The sequence below is a fragment of the Halomonas sp. CH40 genome (assembly GCA_041875495.1).
In the GTDB taxonomy this organism is placed as follows: domain Bacteria; phylum Pseudomonadota; class Gammaproteobacteria; order Pseudomonadales; family Halomonadaceae; genus Vreelandella.
This window is the reverse complement of record CP112982.1, coordinates 998,485-1,015,078: the sequence shown is the minus strand read 5'-3', so window position 1 is coordinate 1,015,078 and position 16,594 is coordinate 998,485. Positions and strand designations below refer to the sequence as shown.

Sequence of the window (16,594 nt, the reverse complement as noted above, 5' to 3'; positions counted from 1 at the left end):
TTAGGTGCGGGAGGTTTGGCCATAGGGCTTTGGCTTGCCGCGCCCCAGGCGCACGCCCAGGCCCACTTAGCGGCAAGCCCGATCATTGCCGCGCCGGGCTCTAATTTAGCCGCCACGCTGCAGGAGGCACTGGCGCGCCACCCCCAGGTGCGCCAGCGCCAGGGCGAGCGTGAAGCCGCTGGCTTCGAGCGTGATGCCGCCGAGTGGGGGCGCTTCCCCACCGCGGGGTTGGAAAGCGAGGCGCTGGACGATGGCGTAGCGCTCACCGCCCGGGTTGAACAACCGCTGTGGGCCGGTGGCCGTCTCAGCGGGCAGATTGATCGTACCGCCGCTGGCGAGCAGGTAGCCGAAGCGGCCTTGGCCCAGGCCCAGCGCGAGGTGCTGCTGGCCACCGGCGAGGCATTTTTCGAGACCCTGCGCCTGACCGACCGCCTGGCGGTAGCTCAGGATAATGAAACCGAGCATCAGCGCCTGCTGGAAATGATTGAGCGCCGCGTAGCGGCAGAGATCAGCCCCGCCTCTGATGCCGTGCTGGCCGCGTCGCGATTGCAGCGCGCGACCACTCAGCGTATCCAGACTCAGCGCCAGCTGGCTGAGGCGCGCACAGCGCTGGCCCGTTCGTTGGGGCGCCCGCTTACCATTCTCACACCTCCGGCGGATATTGCGCTGATAGAGCAGCCGCTGGAGGCGCTGATGGAAGCCGCCCTGCGCCTCTCCCCGGAGCGCGCGCGGCTGGCCGCTACTCGTGAGCAAAGCTCAGCGGATATCACTCTGGCACGGGCACAAACGCTACCCACCCTGGCACTCGGATATCGTCAGACCCTGAATGACCGCGAAAACCTGCGCGGCGATGAAGGCGAGGTCTATCTGACCCTGAACGTCGAGAGCGGCGCCGGGCTTTCCAGCCGTGCCACCGTGAGTGCCGCCAGCGCTCGCCGGGCGGCCACGCAGGATGCCCTGGATGACCAGGCCCGGGCACTACGTCAGCAGGTAGAATCGCTCTGGGCTGAGATTGAGGCGCTTGATACTCAGCGTGGCCCCATGCAGGCCATTGTCGAAGGCTCCGAGGCCATGGTGGCGTCTTACCTGCGCCAATTTCGCGTGGGCAAGAAAAGCTGGCTTGATGTGCTCAACGCCCAAGGCGAGAAAGCCCAAGCCTACTACCTGAAAACCGATATCGAGATGCCTCTGTTGCTGGCCAAGTTCCGCCTACAGGCACTGACCGGTGCCTTTCGCCCTTTAATGAGGAGCACGACCCTAAATGAATGACGCTGACACTGCTGCACTGTCTTCGCAGAGTGCCACTTTTAACGTGACTCTGGCCAAGCTGCTATCTCGGCTTGCCGCTCTACAAGGCGAGGCTGTGCCAGCATTTCGCTTCGAATTGCTTGAACATGGCCGCGACGGCGCTGAACTAGCCACTTTGGCACGTGATAGACAGGCCTGTGAAAGGTGGCAAGCTCGCTTCCCTGAAGGAGGTGTAACGCCACTGGCACTGCGTAAGGTGCAACGCGGCGACTACCCCCTGCTGTGGGTAGCGGCAGATAACGAGCACGCGCTACTGATCCGTGGCCGCCAGAGCAATGGCGTGTTCAGCGCTGAGGATAGTGAGGGCAACGCCACGGAGCTCACCGCGGAGCAGGCCGCCAAGGGCCAGCTGCTACACCTGACGCCTACCCTGGAATATGGCAGCACGCGCTCTGCACCGCGCCCACAAACGGCCAAGGCGTGGTTTCGCTATGCGCTGGGCCAGCATAAGCGGGTCTTTGTTGAAGGCATCATTGCCAGCGTGGTGATCAGCCTGCTGGGGCTGTTCACAGCGCTCTACACCATGCAGGTCTATGACCGCGTGGTGCCTACCAAGGGGTTTTCCACCCTATGGGTGCTGAGTGTGGGTGTGGCAGTGGCGATTGCGCTGGAGTTTCTGATGAAGCAGTCGCGCGCCTATATCGTCGATCTTGCATCGAAGAAGATCGACTTGGAGCTCTCGGAGGTGTTCTTCGGTAAGGCAATGGATATCCGCATGGATGCGCGCCCGGCTACCGTGGGCACCCTTGCTTCGCAAATCCGCCACTTCGAATCCGTGCGCAACTTCATGACGTCTTCAACACTTTACCTGCTGGCCGATGCGCCGCTGGCGTTGTTTTTTGTCGGGGTGATTGCGATGATTGGCGGGCCGGTAGCGTTGGTGCCACTGGTGATGATTCCGGTGGCGCTACTTTCCAGCCTGTTCTTTCTACGCAAGATCAAGGCGATTACCGCCGAACATATGCAGGAATCCAACCAGAAGAACGGCCTGTTAATTGAAGCTATTGACGGAATCGAGTCGGTGAAGGCCGCCGGCGGTGAGTGGAAGATGGCTGATCGCCACCGTGAGCTTACTGCCACTATCGCCCAGAGTGACCTGAAGCTGCGCAAGCTCTCCACCCGCGCCACCAATATGAGCCAGGCGGTGCAACAGGCCAACTATGTGGGCATGATTGCGGTAGGGGCGTTTGCCATTACTGAGGGCTTGCTGACCATGGGCGCGCTGATCGCCTGCTCGATCATCGCTGGGCGTGCGCTCACGCCGATTTCCCAGCTACCGCAGATGGTAATGCAGTGGAACCACGCACGCATCGCCCTGGAGGCGCTGGATAACATCATGGCGATGCCCAGTGACCGCGACCACGATGCCCGCCTGGTGGTGCCCGAACAGTGCCGGGGAGAAGTGAGTATTACCAAGGCCGCGTTTCACTTTCATGAATCGGCCCCCGCGCTCTCGCTGGAAGATTTGCGTATCGCCCCCGGCGAGCGCGTGGCGGTGATCGGCGCAGTCGGCTCAGGGAAATCTACCCTGATCAAGCTGCTCTCCGGGCTTTACAAGCCGACCTCCGGCAGCGTGTACCTGGATGACATGGACATGCAGCACCTGGCCCCGGCGTTTCTGCGCGAGCATATCGGCTACCTGCCCCAGGATGTTCGTCTGTTCAACGGCACCCTGCGCGATAACCTGACCCTGGCGCTGCCCACGCCCAGCGATTCGCGGGTGCTCCAAGCCTGCCAGCTTACCGGCCTGGATCAGGTGATTGCCAACCATCCCGAAGGGCTCGCACTGCCCATTGCCGAAGGCGGGCGCGGGCTTTCCGGCGGCCAGCGCCAGCTAGTAGGACTGACTCGGCTATTACTGCTCAAACCGCGTATCATGCTGCTCGACGAGCCCACTGCTGCCATGGATGCCACCCTGGAAGCCCGGGTGATGCGGCATCTTTTCCAGGAAATTCCACCGGAATCCTCGCTGGTAGTGGTGACGCACAAAACAGCTGTGCTCAAGCACGTGGAGCGTATTATCGTGCTGGATAAAGGCCAGCGTGTGTACGATGGCCCGCGCGATAAAGTGCTCGCGGCAATGCAGCAAAAGCGTGCTTCATCAAGTAATCCTGCCACTACCAAGGCCAGCACCACGCCTCACACAACCCAGCCTTCTGATGCGAAAACAACGCATTACGTATGATTGAGAATGACACTTTATGAGCCAATCCCGTTCGCTTTTTCAAGACCACCGTAGTTCACGACGCGTTATCTGGGGGGTACTGCTGGTATTAGCGGCTTTTTTCAGTTGGGCCTGGTGGGCTGAACTAAATGAAGTCACCCGCGCGCCCGGCACTGTGATTTCTAGTTCACGCACCCAAGTGGTGCAAACTCAGGACGGCGGCGTACTCGAAGCCCTGCTGGTGAAGGAAGGCGATATCGTCACGCCAGGTCAGCCGCTAGCTCGCATTGACCGCACCCGCGCCGAGGCCAACTACCTGGAAGCCCGTGCCGAGGTCGCCAGTCTCTCGGCCACATCCGCGCGTCTTCGCGCTGAACTTCTGGAAACAGATATCACTTTTACACCCCTGCTGGATGACTACGCCGAGATCCGCAAGAGCCAGCAAGCCCTGTTGGAAAGCAGCCGCCAGGCATTGGCCGAAGAATTACGCTGGCTGGAACAGATGCAGGCACTGGCCGAAGAAGAGATGGCAATGAACGAGCCGCTGGTTGAATCTGGCGATGTCAGCCGCTCGGAGTTACTGCGCCTGGAACGTCAGGTGGCGGAGCTGGGGTCAAGTATCTCAGCCGCGCGTAATGAACGCCGTCAGGAAAGTCAATCACGACTCTCAGAGACGGTACAGCAGCTCGAATCCGCTCGCCAGACGCTCGCCCAACGGAGCAGCGTGCTGGCACAGACCGAGATTTATTCGCCCATGCGTGGGGTAATCAAGAACATCGCTATTACCACAATTGGCGGCGTCTACCGCGCTGGTGACGAGGTCATGGAGATTGTGCCGCTGGAAGACAACTTGCTGATTGAGGCTAAGGTCAGTCCTCGGGATATTGGTTTTTTATCCACCGGCTATCCAGCCACCATCAAGATAGACGCCTATGACTACACCATCTACGGTGACCTCAGCGGCGAGCTGGTGTTTATCAGTGCCGATACTGTTACCGATGAACAGTCACAGGATCAGGCGCCCTACTACCGCGTACGGGTACGCACCGATGGCCGCGCATTTAGTGCCGCGCCAGCGCAGCAACTGGATATTCAACCGGGCATGACCGCCACCGTGGAAATCAAGACCGGCCAGCGCACGGTGCTTGAGTACTTGACCAAACCGGTGATCAAGACACTAAGTGAATCACTGGGTGAGCGATAACACCACATGGCTTGCTCGGCGGGCATTACAGCGAACAGGCATGAGAAAGCTGACACTCGCCCGCCGCGCTTCGCGCTTTGGGCGAGGGTTCCAAGGTCACCCCCAGAACCTTCCTGCTTCCACACGCCTTCACTAGACAGTGGCTAAGCCGCTGCCCCCGCTCCGGTCGCTCCACAGGCTAACCCCGCCAGCCCGGCGGTTTGTATATTCCTGGCCGCGTTGATGTCGCGGTCAATGGGGTGGCCGCAGCTTTCGCAGTGCCAGTGACGTTGCGACAGCGGCAGTTTCTCAACCTTGTGGCCGCAGCCATGACACAGCTTGCTGCTGGGAAACCACTGGCTCACTTTCACTAGTTGGCGCCCCGCCCAGGCGGCCTTGTATTCCAGTTGCCGGACGAACTCACCCCACCCAGCATCGCTAATGGCTTTAGAGAGCCGTTTATTCTTGATCATACCCGTGATATTGAGTGACTCGACGCACAGGACTTGGTTTTCGTTAATGAGTGCGCGGGTCGCTTTGTGGGTGGCGTCACGGCGGCAGTCGGCGATCTTGGCATGTAGCCGTGCCACTTTCTGACGGTATTTGTTGCGGTTGCTGGAATCTTTCTGCTTCTTCGCCAACCGGCGCTGCAAGTAGGCCAGCTTCGCTTCGTAGCGTTTCAGGTGGCGCGGATTCCCAGACTTTGCACCGTCGCTGGTGATGAACAGGTCGGTCAACCCGAGATCAATGCCCACTGTCTTGGGCGTGACCGGGCGTGCTACGGGCGCGAAATCACACAGGCAGCTGATGAAGTAGCGTCCAGCACGATCGCGTGAAATCGTGATGCTGGAAGGTTCGCTGGGCAGCGGACGACTCCACCGGATGGGTAACGGCGTCTTCGCTTTTGCGATAGTGATCTCACCATCACGATAGCGGAACGCCGCTTTGGTCAGCCGGATCGACTGGCGCCCATCTTTTTTCTTGAAACGTGGGTACCGCGCCTTGAGCTTGGGGTTGAAAAAGTTGTCGAAGGCGGCCTTCTGATCGCGGAGCGTTTGCTGCAGGATCACACTTGATACATCCTTGAGCCACGGAAACTCAGCCTTTAAGCCCACCAGACGCTTTTCAGCGTGGGCGTGAGATACCGACTCACCGCGCTGTTGATACGCGTCGATGCGATAAGCCAGGGTATTATTCCAAATAAAGCGGACACACCCGAACGACTGCGCCAACAGCCCAGCTTGCTCGGGAGTAGGATAAAACCGTTCTTTGTAGGCGCGCTTTGTCATACTGGAAAAATATCAGGGGTATGGAACAAAATCAACCGGGCACCGCGTTGCGGTGCGCGCTTGTATCACCGCCCGATTGGGCGATGCTTTACGCGCGGTGTGGTAAATAGACTTTCCCATGCCTAAGTTTCTATATCTATATACACCCTTCGACCCTACCAATGGCAGCATTGCCAGCGAGCAACATCCGGTATTGGCCTGGGGGCGCGACTATGCCGATGTTACTCCCCTCAAAGGGGTGATGAACGGCGGAGGCGAACATCATATGACCGTCGAGGTGGATGTGATGCCCAAGAGTTGATAACAGCGCCAACTGGCATCCAATCAAGCCCCTTAACAAATGCTGTTTCCCCAAGAGGGTAGACTTCCCGTAAGTTACTGACACTTTGAATCTATTGACTTTTTTCCATGGTCATCTGGAGCTTTTCGAGTCGATTTAAAATCCTTGCTTTTAGCAGAAAACCGACAGTCAATACACTCGCAGTAATTTTCGAGTTTTAAAAGCTTGGCCAGCCATGATCGCCTGACTTTATAAATTCCATAGCCACCACATTCAGGGCACTTCATAAGAACAGCCTTTAAATATTAAAGGCCACCACATTACCAAAAAAAACAAAAAATACAATTAAAAGAAAAATTTTTAACATAAATTAATATTTAATTTTTATTCTATATTGTAATTTCTTTATGAAAATCTACGCAGGCATTAAAATAGTGGAAACTTAATAAAACGGTTTTTAAGCTATATATGATATAGGGAGGAGCAAAAAATAAAGTGATTGTAGTTTCCCAGACCTACAACCGCAGGTAAGATTACCTGCTCCAAGGCGTGAGCGATGAGCCAAGAGAAAAGTAATTCGTCTACAGCGGGGGTTAAGGAATTCGCCATCAAACTGAGGGTGAAATCATTTCAACTTGCCGTATCTTCGGGAGGCCCCATTCTTTCCAGCCGATATCCATGGCCGTAGACGGATTCCAGGTTCCAGCCATGCTCGCCGGTCAGGCTGAGTTTTTTACGCACCCGGTGTACGTGGACATCTAGAGTACGCGTTTTACCTCCATGGGTGATTCCCCAGACATATTCATAAAGATAGGAACGTGAAAGTATACTGCCTGCGCGGCTGAGCAGCAGGTAAGCCAACTTGAGCTCCTGACGCGTCAAGGCGACAGGCTCACTATTGACATAGGCCACCTCATTTTTCTCATCCAGCAGGATACTGCCAAAATCCAGTTCATTTTGCTTAGCCTCGCGCAAAGAGTTAAATAATTGACGTCGATAGGCTGCAAAAACACGGGCATACAAAACGCTAGGGCTGAAAGGCTTGCTGATAAAGTCATCGGCACCTTCATTCAGTGCTTCAATAATATCCTTATCGTGATCACGCTGAGTCACCATAACAACAGTAGGAAGTGTTTTCAGATATTGTTTCATCCAGTCCAGCACTTCGATACCGGTTCTGTCCGGCAGATGCCAATCGAGTATGACGAGATCAAACGTATCCCGACTGGCAATGCTTATAAAATGCGTGCCCGTTTCAAAGGCTGTGATATCAACTGTAAAACCACATTTATTGAACCCTTTGACAAGAGTGCTGCTAACAAGCTTGGCGGCGATTGGGTCATCTTCAACAATGGCTATACGCATGAGATTCCTTCCCATTCATTAACTACAGAAACAATATTAAAATTATTTCTAATAAAGCTATATCTCAATAGATAAGATACCCGTAATACGTGGATTTTAAGCTGAAGCAAGATAGCCTTTGACTAAAAATGACGTGTATATCAGATCTATGCTTTATTAATAGAAATAAAAAGTATTCCGGACAGAGTTCATTTTATAATCACTAACTTACAACATATGTTTATAAGAAGTTTTAAAAGTAAGCTTTTCCTGAAATTATGGCCTACTATATTATCACCAGATGCTAATCAACTTGTTAAATACACATTAACATTGCTAATATCACAGAAAGAGGCTGGATTTACAATGATAGCACAAAAATTTTACATGACTTAACTTTTAAACAATAACATCGTTTATTGGTAGTACTACCTGTAGGCATCACATGACCAATGAAATCAATGTGATGCCCAATATTTGAAAGAATCTAGCGCCCAACCAGCCTCTCAGTCAGCCAGGGTTGCCAGGCCAACAAAACCAGCGTGACCAGGGTTGCGAGCAGAAACGGCAGCAGCGAACGGAAGATGCGCAGAGGTGGAACCCCCGTCATGGAGGAGGCAACGTAAAGGCCCGCGCCCACTGGGGGCGTCAACAGGCCCATCACCAGCGTCAGGCATACCACCACGCCAAACTGGTAGGCGCTGATATCGAACTGGTTCTGGGCAATTGGCAGGAGGATAGGTACTACCAGTATCAGGGCGGCAATCCCATCGATGACCATCCCCACCAATAGAAGCACCCCAATCATCAGCAGCAGAAACATAAAAGGGTCGGTGGTCAGGGCCGCGATCCAGCTGGCGGCCATCTGCGGCAGCTGCTCATAGATCACTACCCAGCCGAATACCCCGGCGGCGGCGATCAGCATGATCACCAGGCCAGCATTGATGGCCGTGCGACGCAGCACCTCGGGCAGCAGCGTCAGTTTCAGGTCACGGTAGACAAAGCGGCCGATCAGCAGCGCAGCCAGAGAAGCCAAGGCAGCGGATTCCGTTGGTGTGGCAATCCCCAGCAGAATACCGCCGATGATAATCACCGGAATCAATAGCGCGGGCAGCCCCCATAAAAAGTCATGCAGCGCCTGACGCCGACTCGGCCACTCGCCCTTTGGATACTGCTGCATCAGCCCCACAACGGCAATCACGATAAAAAAAGTAAACCCCAACACTAGCCCCGGCAGCACCCCGGCCAGAAACATTTCCGCAATCGGCACCTGGGCCATCACACCAAACAGCACGAACAACATCGAAGGCGGAATAATTGGCGACAGCAACCCACCGGCAGCGGTAATCGCGGCACTGTAGGACTTGGGATAACCTTCCTGCTCCATGGCGGGCACCATGGCTCGGGACATGATGGCAATCTGCGACGCGGCAGATCCAATGATGGAGGCCATCATCATATTGGCGATCAGGTTGATATAGGCCAAACCACCGCGAAACCCACCGACAAAAATCCGCGCCAGGGCAATCAGGCGGCGGGTCAATCCACCTTCATTCATCAGCTCACCGGCCAGCATAAACAGCGGAATCGCCAGCAGGCCATAGCTTTCAATCGCGCTGAATAGCTGCTGCGGGTAAGACTCGAAAAGCACGGTGTTACCCGAGGCCTGGATATACCACATGGCGGTCAGCGCCAGCACCAGGGCAATCGGCACCGCCGTAAACAGCAGCAGAAAAAAAACCAGGATGGTCATGACGGCGTCTCCGTAGCGCGGCGCTTTGCCGGGTCGCGCCAGCCGGTCAGGGTCTCGATCAGATTAGTGATGCCATGCAAGCTAAGCGAGAACGCAAACCAGGGCAGAATCAGCCAGAACCAGACCTTTTTCACGCCCAGTGTGGTGGTGTTTTCTGAATAGATGAAGTTGAAGGTCTCCCCCTGGAAGGCGCCAACATCAAACCCCGCCTGCCATAACGCTAGCGGCTGGAACCAGTGCCAGCACAGCCACACCATGGACAAGCCGAAAAACGCTACGCTCAGGTCAACCCAAAGGCCTATCATGCGCCGCCCGGCCAGCGGCAGGAGATCGCTTAGCAGAGTGACCGCCACTCCCTGTCGACGCTTGAGGATGGCGCTGGCAATCAGCAGAGTCATCCAGATCATCGCGTAGATCGCCAGCTCGCTGACAAAATACAGCGGGCTACCCAAGGCGCGCATGGCGACATTCGCCAGGATCAGACACGTCACCGCTGCGGCAAGCAGCGCGGCGGTGATTTCTTCACAATGGGCAACAGCGGCGGATAAGCGTTGCAGCATCAGTCCTCTCGCAGGCGATCTGCTTCAGCGCGCAGGGTTTCCAGCATCGGCGCCTTGGGTGCCCAGATGCTCTCCCATTCGGCAATCGCCTCGGAGAAGAATTCGGCATCCGCTTCGACGATATTGATATCCAGCTCACGGATTTCCTGTTCCTGCTCGGCGTCCATCGCTTCAAAACCTGACAGCACGTTTTCAAGGTGCTCGGCCATGGTGGCGTCAATCAGCTCACGGTCTTCAGCAGAAAGCTCGCGCCATACGCGGCCGGATACCACGCCGACCATGGGGAACATCATATGGTTGGAGATCAGCAGATTTTCGGCTTGCTCATAGAATTTCAGAATCAGGATGGAATCAAAGTCCATGTCGATGGCATCGACCTGGCCATTGGCGAGGGCATCGTAGACCTCCAGCAGCGGCATGGGCTCCGGGGCCGCGCCTGTGGCGGTATAGAAATCGCGGATCGGCTCAAAGGGGGTAATCCGCAAGCGCAGGCCATCCATATCGTCAACGGACGTAATCGGGTCACGGCTGAGCACCTGGCGCATTCCCACCATGCCATAGCCTACGCCTACCAGGCCGACCTGTTGCGGCATCAGCTCAAGCAGCTCAGCGGCGGCATCTGAACGCAGCAGGCGCGCCGCATGGTTAACGTCATCGACCAGATAAGGTGCGTAAAGCGCGCCGAAATCCGAGATGCGGTTGGAAATCTCCGCAATGGTCAGAAACGCCATATCCAGGGCGCCGGTCTGCAACTGTTGTACCATCTGGGCTTCATTACCCAGCTGCTGAGCAGGAAAAACGCTGACACTGTGCTCACCGTCAGAGCGCTCGTGAAGTGACTCAGCAAAGGCAACCGCCTCTGTTGACCACATATGTTGCGCTGGCGTAATCAGGCCAAGGCGAAAATCCCGGGCATTAGCTGACATTGACGCAGCCGCAATGGCCGTGGCAGTGATAGCAAGCGTTAGCGTTTTTAGTCGCATTGTGCATGACCTCTTGAAGAATCCAGCGGTTAATTTGGCTGTAATAGCGCGCCAGTTTAATTGTTATCGCGAAGTTGCCGTATATAACAACAGAGAATACCCCAGCCGGGCTTGCAATGGCACCCGTTACGACCAAGGAGCAAGATAGCGGGAAGATCACTGTATATTGCGCCTGACTTACCACACCGCCTATGCTGACAACCTGATTGATGAGAGAAGGCCACCATGCAGGAGAAACAGCCATGAGCAAGCCTATCGCAGTCGTCATCGTGCCGGTTGACCGCTCCCCCGCCTCCCGTGCCGCCGTGGTTCATGGTGCTTTGCTGGCACATCTGCTGGATGCCAGACTGGAGTTATTGCATGTGGTGCCGCTGCACCCGGCGGAGCTCAGCGACCTGCCTGCCAACCGCAAGCCCAAAGGCGACCGCGCGCTGGAACAGTTTGACAGCAAGTCCACCGCCGCCTTGGCCCAGGCTCACCAGGTATTGGCTGAGCTACCCTTTGCCAGTGGCTTGACCGTTGACGATATTATCCTGCATGAAGACAGCTATGTTCCCCACCCTGACCGTGCGATCGTTGAGCATGCCCGCTCACGCCCCAACGCCATGTTGGTGATGGGTGCCAGACGGTTGGGCGAACTGGGCAAACTGATTCGCGCCAGCGTCACTAATGCGGTTGTCCATAGCACTCATAAGCCGATCACAGTGCTGCATGAAAACAGCCAGTCACTGGATCACATCGGGCGGATTCTGCTGCCTACCGACGGCTCACGGCATAGCCTTAACGCGGCCCGTTTTGCTGGCCAGCTGGCACGCGGCGCCGAACTGGCGGTTGATATGCTGTTTTGCCAACCAGCCGGTGGAGAAAAGACACAAGCGCTTGCCGATCAGGAGACCGAACGGGTCTTTGCCCTCACCCGTGAAGCGCTTGGCCATGTTCCTTGTGGCCTGGCACAGCGCACAATCAGCTCGAACCAATACGCCAAGGCGATTGTGGAGCAGGCCAAGGCATCCCCGGAACCACCGATTATCATCATGGGCCGACGCGGCCTGGGGCCATGGCAGGCAACGCTAATGGGCAGCACCAGTCAACAGGTTATCTCCAAGGCAGCCTGCCCGGTTACTCTGGTGGTTTAGGCACCACCAGATTCATAGGCGGCCTTGAGGCGATAGAACTCTGCGACGATAGCGTCCATCTGTTCATGGTCGTAGTCGCACAGCCCGCTTACCACCAGTTTTTTTGAGCCAACTCCCACGGCTTGCCCACCGGACTGAATCGAGAATTCCAGGCGGGCATCCGCACGCTTGCCCTGCACCGTCAGCGATGAATCGGTCAGCTCAAGCCCCGGCGCCTGAGCATCCAGGCGTTCCAGCTTGAACCCCATGCTGTCGTAGATCACCAGCGGGCGCTTGGGGTTAAACATGACGCCGTGGGTTTCCATCAGCGGCTTCAGGTAATGCGGAAAGTTCTTGCCCGAAAACGCCACATAGCAGCGCGTAAAGGCATCAATAGCGGCGGCATCATGGGTTACATCGCCACTGCGCGTGGCGGTCAGATAGCACTTGCCCTGCTCATCGCACACCTGCACAACACCGTCGTCCGTTTCACGAAAACACAGCGGCGTATCAGCGCCGACCATGTTGGTGAAGCGGAATTCCATCTGCTGCCATAGACCAAAGCGCTCAAGCACCAGGGCAAACAGCAAATCTCCCGGCACGCAGAAACGTCGCGCATCCGGGTTATGAATCGGGTTGTAATCACCGGCAACGCCTTTGGCGAAGCGGCTGGCCTGCATCGCGGAGATCACCACAAGATCGCCGCTCTGCGTGTAAAAATCCTTGAACATGGCGGTTGCTGCCTGCCTAGCGTTAACGTTAAAAGTTGATAAATAGTAAAACAGACTCATTGCTGCCGCGCATCATGCCACAAAAGCGTGGCAAACTGGAGTCAACAACAAACGCAACCTTCACAGTGAGATCTGCGCTTGACAACCGATACACCTGAACATCCCCAGACGCCTGGCGCTGATAAGTCCAGGCGCCACTGGCCCCGCTGGCTGGCATTAGCAACGTTTACGGCCCTTGGCCTGGTCGCGCTGTGGCTAGGTGGCACTTATTGGCTGCTTAACAGCCAATGGCTGCCAGAGCGGCTTTCCCAGTTGGAAGGCATTGATATCCAATGGGAACAGGGCCGCAGCCGCCATCCGGGCCGCTGGGAAGTCGAAGGCCTGATCATCACCCGGGAAGATGAGGCGCTGAACCTTCAGATCCACGCGGAACGCGCCAGCCTCACGCTGTCGCTACTTGCCCTGTTGCGCGGTGAGCTGCAGATCATCGCGCTGGACGCCAACGGCATACGGCGGCTCAGAATAGGTGACCAGGCGATTCAGGGTGATGGCCGGTTCAGCCTGCGTGATACCACCCTGAACCGTGACACCCTCGCCATCCCCCAAGCCCGATTACAGCTGGAAAACGGCCAGATTGTACGCGACAAGGATAACACCGTACTGGCACGGGATATCGTGATTGACGCCAACGCCCAACTGGATGCCATCACCCTGACCACCGCCCAAGGTGAACTCAACCCTGAAGTGGCGGCGGCGCTCTCCGCCAATATTCAGCTAAGCGCCCACGCCGATGCCTGGGATGTCTTTATGCCCTACCTGGCGCCGCTGCCCTGGCTGGCGGTTGATGGTCGCGGTGAGCTCGACGCCACACTGGATATTGTCAACGGCTACTTACAGGCCGACAGCCAGCTGACCCTTGCCGCGCCAGCCTTAGGCGTACGTATTGATGAAGCAGCCCTGCGCCGCCAAGACGACCACCGCTGGATTCGCCCAGATGCGCAGCCGCCCAGCCATCAGGCCCGTGGCGACGGCATCATCACTCTGAAAGTTCCTGATACCAATACGTTAACCCTTGAAGCCGCGCTTGAGGGCGTCAGTATTAATGAAGCGCCCAAGGATACGGACTCTTCTGATTCTCCTCTTTCAGCCCCTTATGTGGATAGCGCGACGCTCACCTTTGCGACCACTGTGGACAACACCCGCCTTGACCGGGTTAGCGTGCCTGAGCAGGCGCAGCTGGCCTTCAACGGCCAGGTCACCCGGCTGGATATGCTGGAACGGCCGTTAAACAATGCGCTTGAAGAGCTGTTGGACGACGACGGCCTGACCCTGTCCGGCAACGGCCAGATCAGCGCTAGCGGGCTGTTCTCCGTGGATCAACTGCAATCAGCGCAACTTGAGGTCACCGCCAATGCCTTACAGGCGACCGCGCTGGATGTCACCACCGGTGGCCAAGGGCGCCTGACCGCTCAACTGACTGATGCTGACACCCTGAACGCGCGCCTGATACTTAGTGACGCCAACCTGACCCATCAAGCACGCACCCTGCTGCAAGGCGCTGAGCTAACGTTTGATCTTGATAGCCCCATCGACCCGGAACGCGCCCGACAGGATGCCCGCGCCACGCTAAGCTTTGCCGAGGCTCGCCTGCCAGATATTGCCGCCCTGCAAGCCTATCTCGCTCCTTATCTGCCCTCGCCTGCCCCTCTTACGCTAGTCAGTGGCCAAGCGCAAAGCCAGGGCAGCTTCAACCTGACGCCTAAGCGTTTGGACGGCTCTGCCACCCTCAGCGGTTCCGCCTGGGTGACGGATTGGCAAAGCGCCACCCAGAATCACAGGATGACCAGCCAGATGCAGCTGGATCTTCAGGTTAACGATGCCCAGCTGGATGGCAGTCGCCTGGATATTGACGGCACCCGTTTGCGTTGGCAGCTGGCAAACGCTGCCCAGCAGCCATCGCTGGAAAGCCTGCTGGTACTGCGCGAAGGCAGGTTTTATCAGACAGAGGGCGCACCCAGCGGCCGCTTTGCGCTCGAGGGTAGCGTGCAGCAGCTGGGCTTTCTGAATACCTTCTTGCCTGACGCCCATGGGCTTTCTCTCAGCGGCGGCGGCCAGCTGGTGGCAGAAGGTGAGTTTGCCAATGACCGCCTGATAGCCCCCAGCCGCTTGCGGGTGGATGCTTCCCCACTGGAAGTGCAGTTCCTGGACTACCAGGCCAACGGGCGGGGTGAACTCACCGCCCAGCTTTCCGGCCCTGAAGATGCTCAGCTGACGCTGGGCATTCCCAGCTTCAGGCTCAAGCGCCAGGGTGATTCACGCGCTTCTCTGGAAGGCCGCCATCTTGCCCTGACCACCACCACACAGGCGGTTTCCCGCCTGATGGAAAGCCAGGACCCACGCCATGTCACCACGCGTATCAGCCTGCCGATTATCAGTGTGCCGGACTTAAGCCGTTACAATAACTACCTGCCTGACGGCACCGGTATTGCCCTGCACGGCGGTGAAGCCAGCCTGGACAGTGAGATGGTGCTGAAAGGCCTGGACGGTGCGGGTGACATCAGCCTGCGCGCCTTTGGCGCTGAGCTGACCCTGCTTGACCAGCGCCTGAAAGGCGATCTGACGCTGGACTTCAAGCTGACCGAGGGTGATCTTGAACAGATGCGCTTTAGCGCCGATGACTCTTTCCTGCGCCTGGAAAACGTTCGCCGTCTTAGTGGCGATGGGCATCAGGATGCTGGCTGGTGGGCAGAACTCGGCCTGGAAGATGCCTCCCTGGTCTGGCAAACCCCGCTCACCCTTGAAGCCGATGTTGATCTGTCGTTACGCGATAGTGGCCTGCTGGCACGGCTGTTTCTGGCCCGCGCCAGAGACAACGACTGGTTGGGCCGCCTGCTCAGCGTGCGCGATATTCAAGGCCGAACCCATCTATCGCTGGCCAGGCAGCAGCTGGCCTTGAGCGGGCTTACCCTGAGTGGCGGCCCGCTGACCCTGCTCGCCGATCTGACGCTGGCGGACAGCACTGCCAACGGGGCGCTTTACGCCCAGCTGGGGCAGCTGGGCCTGGGGATTGAGTTAATCGACCGCGAGCCAACGCTCAAGGTGTTACAGCCACGGCGCTGGTTTGAACAGTGGCGTCAAACCCATCAGGCCGCTCAGTCCTTGTCACGCTGACGACGAATCATGCGCACCCGTTCACGGGCTTTTTGAGGCGTAGCCAAGGGTTCATTGGCTGCCTTTTTGGGCGCATTTTTGGGCGGCAACGTCACCCAGGCAAACACCGGCAACGACAGATGCCAGTAGATGGCAGAAAGGCGCAGCCCCAGGGTTGTGAACAAGGCGGCAGGAATCGTCACTGCCGGGGTGACTCCCAGGCCATGCAGCACCACGTAAACCGTGCCGCCAGCTATCGCTGCGGTGGCATAGATTTCTTCACGCAGCACCATGGGCACCCGCTGGGCCAATACATCGCGGATCATCCCGCCAGCCACACCGGTCATCATGCCCATCAGCACCGCCACCACTCCAGGGCTACCCAGCAGCAGCGCCTTGTGGGCACCAATCACGCTGAACAGGGCCAGGCCAAAGGCATCCGCCACGGGCAGAAAGCCCCGCGACAGGCGGTGAATATAGTGAAAGCCCAACATGGCAAGGCCCACGGTGGCAAAGATCACCCATAGATAGGTCGGGTCGCTCACCCAGAAGACCGGCCTGACACCCAGCACCAGATCGCGCAGGGTGCCACCGCCAATGCCGGTCACCGCCGCCAGCACCAACATCCCGAAAGGGTCCATGCGATGGCGACAGGCCAGCACCACGCCAGATAGCGCAAACACCACTACTCCGGCCATATCCAGCCAATAAACGACTTGCGACACGCCTGCTCT

The 16,594-nt window shown here is 57.3% G+C and carries 12 protein-coding genes and 1 pseudogene; 6 read left to right on the top strand and 7 right to left on the bottom strand.

Annotated elements, in window-relative coordinates:
- Positions 1 to 15: 15 nt before the first annotated feature.
- From OR573_04680 to OR573_04670, 3 genes are read left to right on the top strand one after another with little or no spacing between them, the layout of a single operon-like run.
- Positions 16 to 1,269 (top strand): TolC family protein, encoded by a 1,254-nt coding sequence (locus tag OR573_04680; protein XGA80952.1) that lies wholly within the window; start codon positions 16 to 18, stop codon positions 1,267 to 1,269.
- Positions 1,262 to 3,493 (top strand): type I secretion system permease/ATPase, encoded by a 2,232-nt coding sequence (locus OR573_04675; protein XGA80951.1) that lies wholly within the window; start codon positions 1,262 to 1,264, stop codon positions 3,491 to 3,493. The genes OR573_04680 and OR573_04675 overlap by 8 nt, the downstream gene beginning before the upstream one ends.
- Positions 3,494 to 3,509: 16 nt before the next feature.
- Positions 3,510 to 4,676 (top strand): HlyD family type I secretion periplasmic adaptor subunit, encoded by a 1,167-nt coding sequence (locus OR573_04670; protein ID XGA80950.1) that lies wholly within the window; start codon positions 3,510 to 3,512, stop codon positions 4,674 to 4,676.
- Positions 4,677 to 4,819: 143 nt separating this feature from the next.
- Here OR573_04670 and OR573_04665 read toward each other — a convergent pair whose 3' ends face one another.
- A complete protein-coding gene (locus OR573_04665) occupies positions 4,820 to 5,944 on the bottom strand; it encodes an RNA-guided endonuclease TnpB family protein (protein XGA80949.1) in 1,125 nt (374 codons plus the stop codon).
- A gap of 148 nt (positions 5,945 to 6,092) precedes the next feature.
- Between OR573_04665 and OR573_04660 the strand changes: the two are divergent.
- Positions 6,093 to 6,245, top strand: a pseudogene (locus OR573_04660) (transglutaminase family protein).
- Positions 6,246 to 6,854: 609 nt separating this feature from the next.
- Here the strand turns inward: OR573_04660 and OR573_04655 are convergent.
- The 4 genes from OR573_04655 to OR573_04640 form a co-directional block, all read right to left on the bottom strand.
- Positions 6,855 to 7,589, bottom strand: coding sequence for a response regulator transcription factor (locus OR573_04655; GenBank protein XGA80948.1), 735 nt, complete (start codon positions 7,587 to 7,589; stop codon positions 6,855 to 6,857).
- 466 nt (positions 7,590 to 8,055) lie between these two features.
- The gene (locus OR573_04650) at positions 8,056 to 9,321 is read right to left on the bottom strand and encodes a TRAP transporter large permease (protein XGA80947.1); all 1,266 of its coding nucleotides are present in this window, start codon (positions 9,319 to 9,321) and stop codon (positions 8,056 to 8,058) included.
- Positions 9,318 to 9,881, bottom strand: coding sequence for a TRAP transporter small permease subunit (locus OR573_04645; protein XGA80946.1), 564 nt, complete (start codon positions 9,879 to 9,881; stop codon positions 9,318 to 9,320). Before OR573_04645 ends, OR573_04650 begins: the two co-directional genes overlap by 4 nt.
- The gene (locus OR573_04640; GenBank protein XGA80945.1) at positions 9,881 to 10,864 is read right to left on the bottom strand and encodes a TRAP transporter substrate-binding protein; all 984 of its coding nucleotides are present in this window, start codon (positions 10,862 to 10,864) and stop codon (positions 9,881 to 9,883) included. Before OR573_04640 ends, OR573_04645 begins: the two co-directional genes overlap by 1 nt.
- A 242-nt stretch (positions 10,865 to 11,106) precedes the next feature.
- Between OR573_04640 and OR573_04635 the strand changes: the two genes are divergently transcribed.
- Complete coding sequence (locus OR573_04635) at positions 11,107 to 12,000, top strand: universal stress protein (protein XGA80944.1); 894 nt, start codon at positions 11,107 to 11,109, stop codon at positions 11,998 to 12,000.
- Here OR573_04635 and OR573_04630 read toward each other — a convergent pair.
- Positions 11,997 to 12,710: a DUF3581 family protein gene (locus tag OR573_04630; GenBank protein XGA80943.1), complete on the bottom strand. Its 714-nt coding sequence runs from the start codon at positions 12,708 to 12,710 to the stop codon at positions 11,997 to 11,999. The two genes, OR573_04635 and OR573_04630, sit on opposite strands and share 4 nt — an antisense overlap.
- Before the next feature lie 138 nt (positions 12,711 to 12,848).
- Here OR573_04630 and OR573_04625 point away from each other — a divergent pair, with 138 nt between their 5' ends.
- Positions 12,849 to 15,881 (top strand): hypothetical protein, encoded by a 3,033-nt coding sequence (locus tag OR573_04625; protein ID XGA80942.1) that lies wholly within the window; start codon positions 12,849 to 12,851, stop codon positions 15,879 to 15,881.
- Here OR573_04625 and OR573_04620 read toward each other — a convergent pair.
- Positions 15,863 to 16,585 carry a trimeric intracellular cation channel family protein gene (locus OR573_04620; GenBank protein XGA80941.1) on the bottom strand — a complete coding sequence of 241 codons (723 nt, stop codon included), beginning with the start codon at positions 16,583 to 16,585 and terminating at the stop codon, positions 15,863 to 15,865. The genes OR573_04625 and OR573_04620 overlap by 19 nt on opposite strands.
- Between the last annotated feature and the right edge of the window lie 9 nt (positions 16,586 to 16,594).